Consider the following 14,383-nt stretch of genomic DNA (forward strand, 5'->3'; position numbering starts at 1 on the left):
GAAAGTTAGACATTGAAAACAGAAAACTTAGAGCTTGATACCGCCCAAGAGTGGTATGAACGTGGCAATGCCTTCCGTAAGGAATCACAATGGCACGAAGCCATCAACTGTTATATCCGAGCCATAGAGCTTGACCCCGACAGTCCAGCTGTCGAGGCCAAGCGTATGCTCGATGATATTATGGCCTATTATTGCAAGGATATGTATAATCCATAGATAATTTGAGTCTGATTCTAAACCAATATTTAACTACAAAAGCCTATGAAAAAGTTACTAGTACTATCTATGATGTTGTTTGCTCTACTTTCTATCATGGGGGCACCAATAACATCTGAGCAAGCAAAACAAAAAGCAGCAAAGTTCTTTAAGGAAAAAGGGAAAACAATTCATCAGACGCCTCCACGTCGGTTAAAAATGATGGCAGACCGCACAGACGTTTCCACGTTCTATGTCTTTAATGCTCAGAACGAGGAAGGCTTTGTCATTATCTCGGGCGATGACTCGACAGATGATGTGTTGGGCTATGCCGTTCGGGGCTCTTTCAATGAGGAATCATTACCCGATAACTTCGTTAGTTGGCTGAAAGAACTGGATGCCCAGATGACAATGATTCGTTCAGGCAAGGCCAAAGCTGCCAATTGGAAAAACATTGAGGCACATGCTGATGTAGCCCAGCTACTGACAACAAAGTGGAATCAAAGTTCTCCATATAATAATATGTGTCCGGAAGATGCTGGACAACGAAGTGTGACGGGCTGTGTGGCTACGGCTCTTGCCCAAGTGATGAACTATCACCAATGGCCTAAGGGCGCTACGGGGAGCTTGGAGGGATATACGACCTCAACCCAAAGTATTGTCGTGCCGGCTCTTCCTTCTACCACATTCGACTGGGACAATATGATTGATGACTACTCGAAAGGATATTCATCGGCTCAAGCCAATGCTGTAGCAATACTGATGCGTTATTGTGGACAGGCTTTGAGGATGGACTATACCAACATAGAATCATCTGCAAGCTATTCAACAGCAATCCCTGTCTTAGTAGAAGATATGGGCTACGATAAGGATATGCGCCACATTTTTGCCAATAGCTTTGAAATGGAAGAGTGGGAAAGAAAAGTCTATCACGAGTTGACGACTACTGGCCCAGTCTTATATGCCGGTAATTCGGGCACAAGCGGTCATGCTTTTGTGGTTGATGGCTATCGCGGAAGCGATAAAATGTATCATGTCAACTGGGGATGGGGCGGCAGTTGCGACGGCTTCTATAGACTGTTTGTCATGAATCCATCTAACTTAGGCATCGGTGGGGGAGATTCAACAACGGGTTATCGTTTGAATCAGGAGATGGTTTGCGGCTTTAAACCAGAGAATGGAATAGACGAATCATCCTTGTTGACGGTGAGAGATTGTCTTTATGCGAATGATGAGAAGCTTGCTGTCACCCAACAAAACGGCAAGCGTGCGCTGACGTTCTATATGACGAATAAGTCCGAGATAACCAAAACCTACGATTTTGCGCTGGTCAGCATTGGTGATGATCAATCCTTAACCGTTCTGAGTCAAGGGGTTAACGACTTTGTGTCGGGAGGCACTTATTGGTATTATTGGACTTTAGATGAATGGCTTCAGCAAGATTTCTTTAGGGGAAAAACATTGAAGCTCTCCTTTGCCAGTAAGTTGCCCGAGAGTGAAAAATGGCTACTCTTTGACGGTGCGGATACGTATGTCGAGACAACGGTGAGTACTACAGGTGAGGTGGAATATCGCGTGAACAAGTCAAAAGAAAGTCCCGTAGATGTGAAGGTCGGCAATATTTCCTGTGTAGGTAGCAAAAAGCAATTTGAACAACAATCGCTGGTATTTACCGTAGGGCAGAATCCTAATGATTTTAAGGGCAATCTTTATCTCTTTGCAGGCAATGAAGTTAGTGAATATACATACTGTGGCGAAACTTTTGTGGCCCTAATGGCTGGCGAAGAACTGCAGGCAAAAATAGATTTTGTACCTTCTCAGACAGGTCTTGTTCAACTTAATATTTCAACAGATAACCAAGGCGCGAATGTTATCGGCACTTATACTGTTATTATTTCAGAAGGTGATCAAGAGCAGGGCTTCTATCTGATAGGTGATATTAACGGCTGGAGCAAGACAGACAAAAACTATCCATTCACATTGGCAGACGATGGACAGACGTGGTATGTCACATTTCCTGGTCCCAGAGAGAATGATCAGTTCCTAAAGGTGGCTCCTGCCTCGGCTTATGAACACCAAGACACTTTCTGGTCGCGATTGTGGTGCGTGCAAAACGATGGGACGACGGAGTCAAAGGGAAAGCTCATCATTGGTGATAAAGGTGCTATAAAGATAGTTGCATCAAGCGTGGAGAAACAATACGTTATGCGTATTGTGCCTAGTCAGATGACCTACGAAATAGAAATCGTAGATCCTATGGGTGTTCAGGTGATGGATACGGATAATGATTCTTCAGTTGCCATATATACCATCAGTGGTCATCAAATAAAAAAGGTAAAGGCTGTTGAATTGAATGCAGCCTTGCAACGGATGCCAACTGGTATATACATCATGAGAAATGATAATAAATGCATAATTATTCGTAATCGATAACTACTATAGAATCATTGAAATAGACTGATGTAAAGTAGTTTTAAGAAAATTAGCCGAAAGTTTGGTGCTTTCGGCTTTTTTGCATATCTTTGCAGACCAAATTCAGGGTTTTAATGCACAAAACTATTTATTATGGCAAAATTAAAAGGTGCTATTGAGGTAAATACTGAAAGGTGTAAGGGATGCTCACTTTGTATCATTGCTTGCCCTCATAAGGTAATTGCCCTAGCAAACAAAGTTAATCTTCACGGTTATCCCTATGTGGAGGCTGTCAACGAGGAAGCCTGTGTGGGCTGTGCGTCGTGTGGCATTGTCTGTCCGGATGGTTGTATTACCGTGTATCGTAAAAAAGTGGAGGAATAAGTATGGCACAAGAGAAAGAGGTTGTATTGATGAAAGGCAACGAAGCAATTGCTCACGCTGCTATTCGTTGCGGATGCGACGGCTATTTTGGCTATCCTATTACTCCGCAGAGTGAAGTGATTGAAACGCTGGCAGAGCTGAAGCCTTGGGAGACCACTGGTATGCAAGTGGTTCAGGCTGAGAGTGAGTTGGCTTCTATTTATATGGTCTATGGCGCTGCCGGAGCTGGAAAGCGTGCAATGACTTCGTCATCATCTCCTGGTATTGCCCTGATGCAGGAGGGAATTACTTATATGGCAGGTGCTGAGGTGCCTGGTGTGTTTATCAACGTACAGCGTGGCGGCCCTGGCCTGGGTACAATTCAGCCCTCACAGGGCGACTACAATCAGGCCACACGTGGTGGTGGTAATGGTGACTATAAGGTCATTGTTTTGGCTCCCTCTTCTGTTCAGGAGATGGCCGATTTCGTTGACCTTGCCTTTGAGTTAGCATTCAAGTATCGCAATCCCGCTATGATTCTTTCTGATGGCGTCATCGGGCAGATGATGGAGAAGGTGGTGTTGCCCCCATTCAAGCCCCGTCGCACGGACGAGGAGGTCATCAAGGAGTGCCCATGGGCTTCTACCGGAAAGCCAAAGAATCGTGAGCGTGTGGTTATAACGTCACTGGAGTTGAAGCCCGAAGCGATGGAAAAGCGCAATCTGGCGCTGCAAGAGAAGTATCGCAAGATACAAGAGAACGAAGTGCGCTTCGAACAGCAGCAGATGGACGATGCAGACTATGCTATCGTAGCCTTTGGTAGTGCTGCTCGTATTGCAGAGAAATCTGTAGAGATTGCACGTGAACAGGGTATCAAGGTCGGTTTGTTCCGTCCCATCACGCTGTTCCCCTTCCCTGAGAAGCAGATTGCAGAACTTTCGAAGAAGGTGAAGGGCATCCTAGTGGCCGAGATCAACGCTGGTCAGATGGTGCAGGATGTTCGCTTGGCCGTGAACGGGGCTATTCCCGTTGAGCAATTTGGACGTTTGGGTGGTATCGTGCCCGATCCAGAGGAAATCGTTAATGCGTTAAAGAAGGTCATGTAAGTTATGGATAGAAATCAAATAGTTCAGCCAGAAAACATCGTCTGCAAGAAGCCGACGCTGATGAACGACAACAATATGCACTACTGCCCAGGTTGTAGTCACGGTGTAGTGCATAAGCTAGTTGCCGAAGTGATTGAAGAAATGGGTATGGCAGACAAGGCAATTGGCGTTTCGCCCGTAGGATGTGCTGTCTTTGCCTACAATTATATTGATATCGACTGGCAGGAAGCTGCCCACGGTCGTGCTCCCGCACTGGCTACAGGTATCAAGCGTTGTTGGCCTGATCGTTTGGTGTTCACCTACCAAGGTGACGGCGATTTGGCTTGTATCGGTACCTGTGAGACCATTCATGCTTTGAACCGTGGCGAGAATATTGTCATTATCTTTGTCAATAATGCTATTTATGGTATGACGGGCGGCCAGATGGCCCCGACCACACTGATAGGTCAGAAGACCTCTACCTGCCCTTATGGTCGTGATCCCGAGATTCACGGCTATCCCTTGAAGATGGCAGATATCGCAGCTCAGCTGGAGGGAACGTGCTATGTCACTCGTCAGAGTGTTGAAAGTGTAGCCTCAATCCTGAAGGCAAAGAAGGCTCTACGCAAGGCTTTCGAGGCTTCTATGGCCGGTAAGGGTTCTTCGTTGGTTGAGTTTGTCTCTACCTGTAACAGCGGTTGGAAGCTGTCTCCTGCTAAGGCCAACGAGTGGTTGAAGGAGAATATGTTTCCTTTCTATCCCAAAGGAGACCTTAAGGACACCACAGGTGAGAAGTAATTAGTGAATAGTGAAAAGTGAATAGTTATGAAAAAAGAGATAATTATTTCAGGTTTCGGAGGTCAGGGCGTGCTCTCAATGGGTAAGATTTTGGCCTATAGCGGTCTGATGGAGGACAAGGAGGTCACGTGGATGCCTGCTTACGGTCCAGAACAGCGTGGAGGTACGGCCAATGTTACTGTGATTGTGAGCGATGAACGAATCTCTTCGCCAATCCTCAGCAAGTATGATATTGCCGTGGTCTTGAACCAGCCTTCGCTCGAAAAGTTTGAACCCAAAATCAAACCCGGTGGCATTCTGATTTATGATGGCTTCGGAATCATCAACAAACCTACACGTAAGGACATCACTATCTACGAGGTGAATGCGATGGATAAGGCCGCAGAGATGAAGAATGGCAAGGTGTTCAACATGATTGTGTTGGGCGGACTGCTGAAGGTGGCTCCTGTTGTTAGCGATAAGGGCGTTGAGAAAGCTCTGTATAAGACTCTGCCAGAGCGTCACCACGGATTGATTCCTCTGAATATGGAGGCTCTGAAAGAGGGCGCCAAGATTATTACAGAGGTTAAATAATTTGGCTTCATATAAAGTAAAGTGCCACTTTCCTCATGGGAAGGTGGCACTTCTTTTATTGTATAGTGGCACTTTAGTTGTGGAATAGTGGCACTATTCTAATAGAAAAGTGGCACTTTACTGGGTGTAAAGTGCCACTATGCTAGGTGTAAAGTACTACTTTACTGTTTTTAGATCTTTTCCATAGCCTGCTTGATGTCAGCCAACAGGTCGTTGACATCCTCAATACCAACGGAGAGGCGAATCAGGTCGGGGGCTACGCCAGCTTCTCGCAACTGCTCGTCGGACAGTTGGCGATGGGTATGACTGGCAGGATGAAGCACACAGGTACGTGCGTCGGCCACGTGTGTCACAATGCAGATGAGCTTCAGCGAGTCCATGAAGCGGATGGCAGTCTCGCGGTCTCCCTTCAGTCCGAAGGCGATAACACCACAAGAACCATTAGGCAAGTACTTCTGTGCCAATTCGTGACACTCGTCACCCTCCAGTCCGCTATAGTGAACCCAAGCCACGCGATCGTCGTTCTTCAGGAACTCAGCAATCTTCTGTGCGTTCTCGCAGTGACGCTGCATGCGCAGATGGAGTGTCTCCAGACCTAAGTTCAGGAGGAATGCGTTGTGGGGTGAGGGGATAGAACCTAAGTCACGCATGAGCTGGGCGGTGAGCTTAGTCATGTAGGCCATCTTACCAAATGCCTTAGTGTAGGTCAGTCCGTGGTACGATTCGTCGGGCTGGCACAGTCCGGGGAACTTATCAGCATGAGCATCCCAGTCGAAGTTGCCACTATCTACCACGCAACCACCTACCTGAGTGGCATGTCCATCCATATACTTTGTGGTAGAGTGGGTTACGATATCGGCACCCCATTCGAAAGGACGGCAGTTGATAGGTGTTGGGAAGGTGTTGTCCACGATGAGGGGAACACCATGCTTATGAGCTATGCGAGCGAACTTCTCGATGTCGAGAACCTTACAGCCTGGGTTTGAGATGGTTTCGCCAAAGAGAGCCTTGGTGTTAGGACGGAAAGCCTTTTCAATCTCCTTCTCGCTGGCTTCAGGCGATACGAAGGTGCATTCGATACCCAATTTCTTCAGCGTAACGCCAAAGAGGTTGTAGGTACCACCATAAATCTCGTTTGAGGTAACGATATGGTCGCCAGCCTCACAGATATTGAATACGGCGTAGAAGTTGGCTGCCTGACCACTAGATGTCAGCATAGCAGCCACACCACCCTCCAGCGCAGCAATCTTCTTGGCTACAGCATCGTTGGTGGGGTTTTGCAGTCGGGTGTAGAAGTAACCTTCCTTCTTCAGGTCGAAGAGATCGGCCATCTCTTCTGTGTTGTCATACTTGAATGTAGTGCTTTGATAGATAGGCAGCACACGTGCCTCACCGTTTTGTGGTTCCCATCCTGCCTGTACGCAGAGTGTACCACGAGTCAAGTCCTTGTAATCCATTTTTGTCTTTTATACCTTAATGTAAATGTAATCCCTTGTATATGTGTGTGTTTTTATCCCAATGATGTTTATTCCTGAGCCATTTTCAGCAACAGCTTTGCTTCCTCATCGCCTTTGGCACAATCTTCCTTCAGGTTTGCCAATACCTTGTCGCCCCCCTTGGGATTCCTAATGGAGCGTTTCAACCACGTTTTCGCTTTCTTCTGGTCGGCAGTAGTCCCCTTGCCTTTCATGTAGCAACGTCCCAGCTGAAACTGCGCTTTTGCATAGCCCTGCTCGGCAGATTTCTGATACCAGGCGAAAGCTTTCTTATTGCTCTCTGTCACGCCGTTGCCCTTGTCGAAGCAGCGACCTATGCGATACTGGGCCTTCTTGTGGCCTTTTTCGGCTGCAGGCATCAGTTTCTGAAATGCCTGTTCGTATTTCTTAGCATCATAGAGGGCCTTGCCTTCCTCATAGAGCTTGTCGGCATTCTGGGCGCTAAGTCCCATGTTGCCAAGGAGAATAAAGACTCCTATAAGTAGTAGTCTGATTGTTTTCATATTCTATTAATCGTCTAATTCTACAGATTCTATACCTTGGATAGCCTCGCCAGAGCAGGCATTAGGTTGTTGGATGCGCAGTATGTGGCAGATGGTGGGTGCAATATCGTTGATGTGTACCTCGCGTGATGTGTAGCCCTTGTTGACGTGCCAGCCGTAAAAGAGTAGGGGAATGTGGGCATCGTCGGGCGTCCAGGTGCCATGTGTGGTGCCTGTGGGCGAAGACCACTTGCCATATTGGTAGTAGTTGGGCTCCAAGATGATAAGGATGTCGCCAGAGCGTCGAGGGTGATAGCCCATCAAGGCCATGTTCATCAGTCGTTCGGGCAGGCTGCTGGTGCGCAGCTGTTGGTAGTCAACAGCCGTGACTACATGAGGTGACGTACGCAGATAGTCAATCAAGACCTCTTTCACGCGTTTCTCATCGAGTCCTTGTTGCTTGATTGACTGATGATTCAAGAAGATGCGATAGTCCAATAAATCGGCAATCACCTTTTGGGTTGCTCCCAGTTGGCTGGCCACTTCTTTTTCTGCATTCGTGATCAGAGCATCCGAATCCCAGCCGCCAGCTGCCAGTTTATGCTCCTGCATGAACTGCCAGTTGTGTGCAGCACCATGATCTGCCGTCAGGAAAACCAGATAGTTGCCTTTGCCCACCTGTTGGTCGAAAGCTTGCAACAGACGTGCGATGTCTTTGTCCAGCTCAATATATGCCTCGTCGGTATGAGCGCCGCGGGTGCCCCATTTGTGTCCGATGAGGTCTGTCTGCGAGAAGCTGATGCAGAGCATGTCAGTGCTCTCGCCCTTTCCCAGTTGCTCACCCTTCAGTGCAGCAATGGCCATATCTGCGGTTAGATGACCGCAAAGCGGATACTCGCCAATCTGTGAGCCGATGTCTTTTAGTTCCTTGTTTTTGGCCAGTTGCTTGTTCAGCTGCTTGACATAGTCAGGCAATTCATTCATATAATATGTACTGCTGACGAAACACAGCGCTTTGGTATCTAACCAATAGGCTGCATTGGCAGCGTGTCCGGCAGGCAGAATGGCAGCTCGGTCTTTGTAGCTGACGCCAACCACTTTCGAACGGAAGTCGGTGTGCAGACGTAGTTGGTCGCCAATAGTGGTAGCGAGCAAGTTGCGAGGCGACATCTGTCCCTTGTCTGTATCAGAACCTACGGTCTGCTCTTTTTCGTCTTTTGTGCAATAGACAGACTTTCCGTCAATATAAAAGTTGTTGCCGCAGATGCCATGAAAGGCAGGAGTGGTGCCCGTATAGACCGAAGTATGTCCAATAGCGGTGATGGTAGGCACATAGTTAATCAGACAGTTGTTGCATGAATAGCCATCGTCCAACAGGCGCTTGATGCCATCATCCTGAAGACGGTCGTAGTATCTATACAGGTAGTCCCAGCGCATTTGGTCCACCACGATACCTACTACCAGTTTGGGCTTGTCTGCCCAGCATGTAGCAGCAAGGCATAATTGCAGGCATGCTGCAAAAAAGAGTCTTTTCTTTATCATAGTTATAGGTCTATTATATTAATCATATTACTTAAAACTATCAAGCTTCTTAATCCAGTACGTTCTGACATCTTCCCAACGATAGTATGGATAGGTGGACGTCTGGACGGGTAGGGTGGCCTCACGCTCGTTGAGCAGCGCCTTAACCAACACGTCGCCACGGCCTCTTTTAGGCTTGTAGAATATCAGTTGAATATTGCAAGCCATAGGAAATATCTTATAGTTCTGCCAGCGATATTCCACGTCTTCGAGGCGTTCTACAACGGCACCGCAGGAGTCAAGTTCCATCAGACAAGCCAGTGGCAGCACGCATACCTCATGACCAAAGCGCAGGGTGGCCTGTGGCTTTCTCAGTGACACGCAGGTGTCGGCTGTCTCTATGATGTTAGTCAGAAGGTTGAACTGTGAGAATGGCATCACACCTTCTGTCAGTGGCGATGGACCGTAGTTCTTGTACCATCCTGCATTCTGAATGCGCCACATGTCATATAGCTCGTCAAGGGTGAAGAGATCCATCATGTTTTCCTTGTTGTCATGACTCTGCATGTTGATGATCACTTCGAAGAGCTGGCGCATCAGTGTTGGCGCATCGATGTTCTTGCTGGTCCATTCTGCATCGTTGAACAGCGCTTTCATGAGACGTTCTGGATGGGTGTGTTGATCTCTGAAAGCGAACAGCAGGCTGTCGCCCTTGTGTCGGCTTTCTTTCACGATTCCTTCCAGAGGCTGATTCAAGTAGTATTGTAGCGACTCGCTTACGTCGTTGTGAATATGGGCTGTGGGATTGGCTGCCATCAGTTCTTCGCATTCGGCCACCATCGACAGAATGCAGCGGTTCACGGTGGTAGAACGAGCGTCAATCTGCACCCCTTTTGATTTTATAAATATTTCGGGAAAATGTTCTGCCATGCGGCGTCCTATGTCATGATGCTGGCGTTCGCCCACAGTCGTGAGGTCGCCAAAGCGCTTGACAGTGGACTTCTCAAAGCACTTCAACTGGTTCAATGTTCTCTCGCCCAGAATGGTCAGTTTGTCCTCCTCATGTGCCTTTAGCAAAGGCTTAATCACGTTCTTGTAGCTATTGGTATCAATGAGCCAGCGCGAACCGTGACGGCCGTAGTGCGACATGTAGAAAGGAACATAGCCGCGTGGCGCCTTTGTGTATTTGAAATTTGGTAGCTGACGGTTGTAGTCAATATAGTTTGACCCCGCCAAATAGGGGTTCTTTCTAATGTCTTCGCGAGCAGATTGGGCCTGAAGCACCATGCTACAAAGGAGAGATAGTAGTAATATGATCGTTCTCATGTCTCATTATATTATAATGGTGCAAAGTTATAAAAAAGAAATGAAAGCCCGTTATGTTTCTCACTTTTTCTGTCTGTTTGCCCCCTATTTAACGGTCGCTGACATTTTTTGCTGTTTTTTATCCACCTTTTTGCAACACCTTTCAGTGGAAAGCCTTATATTTGCAGCCGATATTATATTTCAAATTAAAGATATCTGCAATGATGAAGAAGTCAATAATAACCCTTGTTGCATTGTTTGCTGTCATGACAGCTGGTGCACAGCAGCCAGATACACTGCGATTCATGAACAGCTATAGGCAGTTTGTGAACTGTGTCGCAGCAAAACCAATTCTCACCAAGCATGTGGCAGACTCGCTGATAGCGCGCCAAGATACGCTGCGTCGCCAGTATCGTAAGGTGAAACCTTTGCTCACAAATGCCCAAGTGGAGGAATATAATCGCCTGAAAGGTCGCTACACGAAAAAAATGTTGGAATATCGTGGCAATCGCGTCGGAGATGGACTTAGTGCCACTGGTGACAGTATTGCCAATACAGCAGGTAGAGTGGGGAGCGCTGTGGGCGGATTCTTCAAAGGATTATTTAATAAATAGATATTCGAGAATCACCAAAATCGATAGAGACAATGATGAATTACCTGGAAATAGCAGCTGTTGTTATCCTCGTTGTGATAGGTTTTTTTATCTATCGCAACAAAGCAAATGAGGAACGTTGAATTGTTAAAGTTCGTTTAAAGCAGCACGTAAAACGTACTTTTTGATGAAAAAAGTCGTAACTTTGCAGTTCAAAACAACGTAGAAAGCGTGAAAATACAACAAGTGCTGAGCGCCCTTGAACAGTTCGCGCCCCTGCCGCTGCAGGAAAGCTGGGATAATGCTGGCTTGCAGATTGGATTAACAGAGGCGGAGGTTTCAGGGGCATTATTGTGTCTAGACGTGACCGAACGCATACTCGATGAGGCTATTGCCAAGGGATGCAACCTGGTTGTCAGTCACCATCCATTGCTGTTTCGCGGACTGAAACAGGTGGTGGGTGCGACTGATGTCCAGCGTACTGTCATGAAGGCCATCAAGAACGATATATGTATCGTTTCTATGCACACGAATTTAGATAATGCCCAGGGCGGTGTAAACTTCAAAATCGCTGAGCGGTTGGGACTTGAAAACGTCAAGTTCTTTGCTGAAAAATCTGTCGATGGTCTGACATGCGGAAGCGGTGTTGTCGGACAACTGCCCGAGGCGATGGCTGCAGACGATTTCGTGTTGATGGTAAAACGTCAGTTGGAGGCCGAGAGTGCCATGTGCAACGAGTTGCTGCGCCGACCAGTAAAGCGAGTCGCAATATGCGGTGGTGCTGGTGATTTCCTGCTTGATGAAGCTGTAAAACAGGGTGCAGACGCCTTTCTTACGGGTGAAATGCACTATCATCAGTACTTTGGCTATGAACAGCAGATACAGATTTGTGTGGTCGGTCACTACGAAAGTGAGCACTTCACTTGTCAACTTTTCAGCGAGATACTGGCTCAGGCCTGTCCAGAGGTAAAAACCTTTGTTGCAGAGACAAATACAAATCCAATATTATACATTTAAGGCCCATGCCCCTGTGGTGGCCTCCTCCTGCTAAGGAGGATAAGAGGGGGGCTTCATTATGGCAAAGAAAGATCCTACAGACTTGTCAGTAGAAGAGAAACTGAAAACGCTCTTCCAGTTGCAGACTGCCTTGTCGTCTATCGATGAGAAGAAAGCGCTGCGTGGTGAGTTGCCTCTTGAGGTAGAAGACTTGGAGGCAGAAATCGAAGGCTTGACCACACGTATTGATCGTATCAAGAGCGAAGTTAAAGATTTTGAGCGTGCCATCTCACAGAAAAAAGGCGAAATCGTTGAGGCTCAGAATAGCGTAGAGCGCTATAAGCAGCAACTTGATGAGGTTCGCAACAACCGTGAGTACGACACTCTTTCAAAGGAAATTGAATTCCAGTCGTTGGAGATTGAACTCTGCAACAAGAAGATTAGCGATGCTCAGAAAATGATTGCCGAAAAGAACCATGAGCTGGAAGCCAGTGAACTGGTGCTTGGCGAGAAGCAGGGCGACCTGGATCTGAAGAAGAATGAGCTGGACGAAATCATGGATGAGACACGTGCTGAGGAGGAAAAACTGAAAGAAAAGGCACATGAACTGGAGGCTAAGATTGAGCCGCGTCTGCTCACTTCTTTTAAGCGTATCCGCAAGAATGCTCGCAATGGTCTGGGTATCGTCTATGTACAGCGTGATGCATGTGGTGGTTGTTTTAATAAGATTCCACCTCAGCGTCAGTTGGATATCAAAATGCACAAAAAGGTTATCGTATGCGAGTACTGCGGGCGCATTCTTATTGATCCAGAATTAGCAGGTGTAAAGGCGGATAAACCTGCCACAGAGGAGAAAAAGACACGTCGTCGCTCGTCAACCGTACGTAAGACTTCAAACTCGAAGAAAAGCTCGGATGCCAACGATATGGACTAATATCCGATAGCTTTTTATCTTAAATTAGTTCGGTATAGTGGGGAATGTTCTGTAAAAAAGAATATTCCCCTTTTTCGTAATCCATGTGGCAGCAGAAATGTTGCAGACCGTTGGATACTACTAAGTAGTCAACATGTAACAGGCGGTTATAAACTGTTATTTGGTCGAAAACGCGTTGTGTAATCTCAATCTCTGGGGCTTTATATTCAATAATCATGATGGGTTGCATCTCCTTATTATATAATAAGGTGTCGCAACGCAGCTTTTTCTCACCTACACGTAGTTCAACCTCATTAGCCAGCAGCCCTCGGGGGTAGCTTTTCTGCTCAACCAGAAAATGCGTAAAATGCTGGCGCACCCATTCTTCGGGGGTCAGTGCTACGTATTTTCGGCGTAAAAAGTCGAAAATCTCATATCGCTGGCTGTTCTTGCGCAATTTTATGTCGAACGCAGGTAGGTTTATTCGATTCATTTTTGTAATTTTGCAGCAAAAGTACAAAAATAATTCTGAAACCGCTATGGCCGAGACCAAAAATGTGACCTTCGAGAGCATTATGCGTGAGCTGATGGACGGCAAATTTCGTCCTATCTATTACTTGCATGGCGACGAATCATACTATATAGACAAGATCTGTGACTATATAGCAGAGAATGCTTTGAAGCCTGAAGAACGTGACTTCAATCAAACGATTCTTTTTGGAAGTGATACCAGCGCATCGCAGATTGCTGATGCAGCTCGGCGCTATCCAATGATGGCCGAACGTCAGGTGGTGATCGTGAAAGAGGCTCAGAACCTGAAAAGCACAGATGCACTTGAGAAGTATATCAAGCAGCCACTGGCCAGTACGGTGCTCGTTGTTTGCCATAAAAACGGCAAGATAGATGGTCGAAAACGTGAGTTGGTGAAGGCTATACAGGAGGCGGGTGTGCTCTTTGAAAGCAGCAAACTGCGTGAGCGTGAGTTGCCTCATTTCATCGAGAGCTATCTCAAGCGTCGTGGGGTAGGCATTGATCCTAAGTCGGTCCAGCTCATTGCAGATGCTATTGGAGCCGATTTAAGCCGACTGACCAGCGAACTGGATAAGGTGATGCTCAGCCTGCCGGAAAACGATCGTCGCATCACCCCACAGGTTGTGGAGGACCAGATAGGGGTGAGCAAAGACTTCAATGGTTTCGAACTGAGAGATGCGATAGTTAATCGAAATGTTTTTAAAGCCAATCAGATAATCAACTATTTTTACAAGAATCCGAAGGCTGGAAGCATCTACTCGTTTCTCCCAATGATCTTTAATTACTTCCAAAATCTGATGCTGGCGTTTTATTCGCCCAAAAAAGGTAGCCAGGAGGGCGTGGCAGAGTGGTTGGAATTGAAATCTCCATGGGCTGCCAAAGACTACATGACTGGCATGAGAAATTACTCGGCGATGAAAGTGATGCAGATCATTTCCAAACTACGCGAAATTGATGCCAAAAGTAAGGGTTTGGACAATCCAAATACGCCTCCAGAGGAGCTAATGAAGGAATTAATTTTCTACATTTTGCACTAAAAAAACACATTTTCCACTCTATTTTTATCTAGAACGAGCACTCCTGAGGGGTGCTTTTTTGGGTGCTAACTGTCTTTGTATTC

The 14,383-nt window shown here is 46.8% G+C and carries 15 protein-coding genes; 10 read left to right on the forward strand and 5 right to left on the reverse strand.

The annotated features are described in order from the left end of the window. Nucleotides 1-12: 12 nt before the first annotated feature. The 6 genes from L6472_RS04535 (at nt 13) to L6472_RS04560 (ending at nt 5,426) form a co-directional block, all read left to right on the forward strand. Nucleotides 13-216 carry a tetratricopeptide repeat protein gene (locus L6472_RS04535; protein WP_237807439.1) on the forward strand — a complete coding sequence of 68 codons (204 nt, stop codon included), beginning with the start codon at nt 13-15 and terminating at the stop codon, nt 214-216. Between the two features lie 45 nt (nt 217-261). After that, nucleotides 262-2,628, forward strand: coding sequence for a C10 family peptidase (locus L6472_RS04540; protein WP_237807441.1), 2,367 nt, complete (start codon nt 262-264; stop codon nt 2,626-2,628). Nucleotides 2,629-2,760: 132 nt separating this feature from the next. Next, complete coding sequence (locus L6472_RS04545) at nt 2,761-2,991, forward strand: ferredoxin family protein (protein ID WP_237807442.1); 231 nt, start codon at nt 2,761-2,763, stop codon at nt 2,989-2,991. Between the two features lie 2 nt (nt 2,992-2,993). Next, nucleotides 2,994-4,076 (forward strand): 3-methyl-2-oxobutanoate dehydrogenase subunit VorB, encoded by a 1,083-nt coding sequence (locus L6472_RS04550; protein ID WP_237807444.1) that lies wholly within the window; start codon nt 2,994-2,996, stop codon nt 4,074-4,076. Between the two features lie 3 nt (nt 4,077-4,079). Next, on the forward strand, nt 4,080-4,853 hold the full coding sequence (locus L6472_RS04555; protein WP_237807446.1) for a thiamine pyrophosphate-dependent enzyme: 774 nt from the start codon (nt 4,080-4,082) through the stop codon (nt 4,851-4,853). Between the two features lie 27 nt (nt 4,854-4,880). Beyond that, nucleotides 4,881-5,426, forward strand: coding sequence for a 2-oxoacid:acceptor oxidoreductase family protein (locus L6472_RS04560; protein ID WP_237807448.1), 546 nt, complete (start codon nt 4,881-4,883; stop codon nt 5,424-5,426). 170 nt (nt 5,427-5,596) lie between these two features. On the opposite strand, the gene L6472_RS04565 is transcribed toward L6472_RS04560, so the two are convergent. The 4 genes from L6472_RS04565 to L6472_RS04580 form a co-directional block, all read right to left on the reverse strand. Further along, nucleotides 5,597-6,883 carry an O-acetylhomoserine aminocarboxypropyltransferase/cysteine synthase family protein gene (locus L6472_RS04565; protein ID WP_237807450.1) on the reverse strand — a complete coding sequence of 429 codons (1,287 nt, stop codon included), beginning with the start codon at nt 6,881-6,883 and terminating at the stop codon, nt 5,597-5,599. A 68-nt stretch (nt 6,884-6,951) separates the two neighbouring features. After that, entirely contained in the window at nt 6,952-7,425 is a 474-nt protein-coding gene (locus L6472_RS04570) for a tetratricopeptide repeat protein (protein WP_237807452.1), read from the reverse strand. A gap of 6 nt (nt 7,426-7,431) precedes the next feature. Beyond that, nucleotides 7,432-8,946 carry an alkaline phosphatase family protein gene (locus L6472_RS04575; RefSeq protein ID WP_237807453.1) on the reverse strand — a complete coding sequence of 505 codons (1,515 nt, stop codon included), beginning with the start codon at nt 8,944-8,946 and terminating at the stop codon, nt 7,432-7,434. A 27-nt stretch (nt 8,947-8,973) separates the two neighbouring features. Further along, on the reverse strand, nt 8,974-10,251 hold the full coding sequence (locus tag L6472_RS04580) for a histidine phosphatase family protein (RefSeq protein ID WP_237807454.1): 1,278 nt from the start codon (nt 10,249-10,251) through the stop codon (nt 8,974-8,976). A gap of 200 nt (nt 10,252-10,451) precedes the next feature. Here L6472_RS04580 and L6472_RS04585 point away from each other — a divergent pair, with 200 nt between their 5' ends. From L6472_RS04585 to L6472_RS04595, 3 genes are all read left to right on the forward strand, one after another. After that, entirely contained in the window at nt 10,452-10,844 is a 393-nt protein-coding gene (locus L6472_RS04585; RefSeq protein WP_237807455.1) for a hypothetical protein, read from the forward strand. 210 nt (nt 10,845-11,054) lie between these two features. After that, nucleotides 11,055-11,840 carry a Nif3-like dinuclear metal center hexameric protein gene (locus L6472_RS04590; RefSeq protein ID WP_237807456.1) on the forward strand — a complete coding sequence of 262 codons (786 nt, stop codon included), beginning with the start codon at nt 11,055-11,057 and terminating at the stop codon, nt 11,838-11,840. A 58-nt stretch (nt 11,841-11,898) separates the two neighbouring features. Then, nucleotides 11,899-12,753 (forward strand): zinc ribbon domain-containing protein, encoded by an 855-nt coding sequence (locus tag L6472_RS04595; protein WP_237807457.1) that lies wholly within the window; start codon nt 11,899-11,901, stop codon nt 12,751-12,753. A gap of 19 nt (nt 12,754-12,772) precedes the next feature. Here the strand turns inward: L6472_RS04595 and L6472_RS04600 are convergent, their stop codons facing one another. Beyond that, nucleotides 12,773-13,225 carry a type I restriction enzyme HsdR N-terminal domain-containing protein gene (locus L6472_RS04600; RefSeq protein WP_237807458.1) on the reverse strand — a complete coding sequence of 151 codons (453 nt, stop codon included), beginning with the start codon at nt 13,223-13,225 and terminating at the stop codon, nt 12,773-12,775. Between the two features lie 46 nt (nt 13,226-13,271). Between L6472_RS04600 and holA the strand changes: the two genes are divergently transcribed. Further along, complete coding sequence (holA, locus tag L6472_RS04605; protein WP_237807459.1) at nt 13,272-14,300, forward strand: DNA polymerase III subunit delta; 1,029 nt, start codon at nt 13,272-13,274, stop codon at nt 14,298-14,300. Nucleotides 14,301-14,383 lie beyond the last annotated feature (83 nt).

It is taken from the genome of Prevotella sp. E13-17 (assembly GCF_022024035.1).
GTDB lineage: Bacteria > Bacteroidota > Bacteroidia > Bacteroidales > Bacteroidaceae > Prevotella.

What these genes read in the sequence shown, in the direction of transcription:
- L6472_RS04540 (WP_237807441.1), top strand. Translation starts at nt 262, where the DNA reads ATGAAAAAGTTACTAGTACTATCTATGATGTTGTTTGCTCTACTTTCT.
- L6472_RS04545 (WP_237807442.1), top strand. Translation starts at nt 2,761, where the DNA reads ATGGCAAAATTAAAAGGTGCTATTGAGGTAAATACTGAAAGGTGTAAG.
- L6472_RS04550 (WP_237807444.1), top strand. Translation starts at nt 2,994, where the DNA reads ATGGCACAAGAGAAAGAGGTTGTATTGATGAAAGGCAACGAAGCAATT.
- L6472_RS04555 (WP_237807446.1), top strand. Translation starts at nt 4,080, where the DNA reads ATGGATAGAAATCAAATAGTTCAGCCAGAAAACATCGTCTGCAAGAAG.
- L6472_RS04560 (WP_237807448.1), top strand. Translation starts at nt 4,881, where the DNA reads ATGAAAAAAGAGATAATTATTTCAGGTTTCGGAGGTCAGGGCGTGCTC.
- L6472_RS04565 (WP_237807450.1), bottom strand. Translation starts at nt 6,883, where the DNA reads ATGGATTACAAGGACTTGACTCGTGGTACACTCTGCGTACAGGCAGGA.
- L6472_RS04570 (WP_237807452.1), bottom strand. Translation starts at nt 7,425, where the DNA reads ATGAAAACAATCAGACTACTACTTATAGGAGTCTTTATTCTCCTTGGC.
- L6472_RS04575 (WP_237807453.1), bottom strand. Translation starts at nt 8,946, where the DNA reads ATGATAAAGAAAAGACTCTTTTTTGCAGCATGCCTGCAATTATGCCTT.
- L6472_RS04580 (WP_237807454.1), bottom strand. Translation starts at nt 10,251, where the DNA reads ATGAGAACGATCATATTACTACTATCTCTCCTTTGTAGCATGGTGCTT.
- L6472_RS04585 (WP_237807455.1), top strand. Translation starts at nt 10,452, where the DNA reads ATGATGAAGAAGTCAATAATAACCCTTGTTGCATTGTTTGCTGTCATG.
- L6472_RS04595 (WP_237807457.1), top strand. Translation starts at nt 11,899, where the DNA reads ATGGCAAAGAAAGATCCTACAGACTTGTCAGTAGAAGAGAAACTGAAA.
- L6472_RS04600 (WP_237807458.1), bottom strand. Translation starts at nt 13,225, where the DNA reads ATGAATCGAATAAACCTACCTGCGTTCGACATAAAATTGCGCAAGAAC.
- holA (WP_237807459.1), top strand. Translation starts at nt 13,272, where the DNA reads ATGGCCGAGACCAAAAATGTGACCTTCGAGAGCATTATGCGTGAGCTG.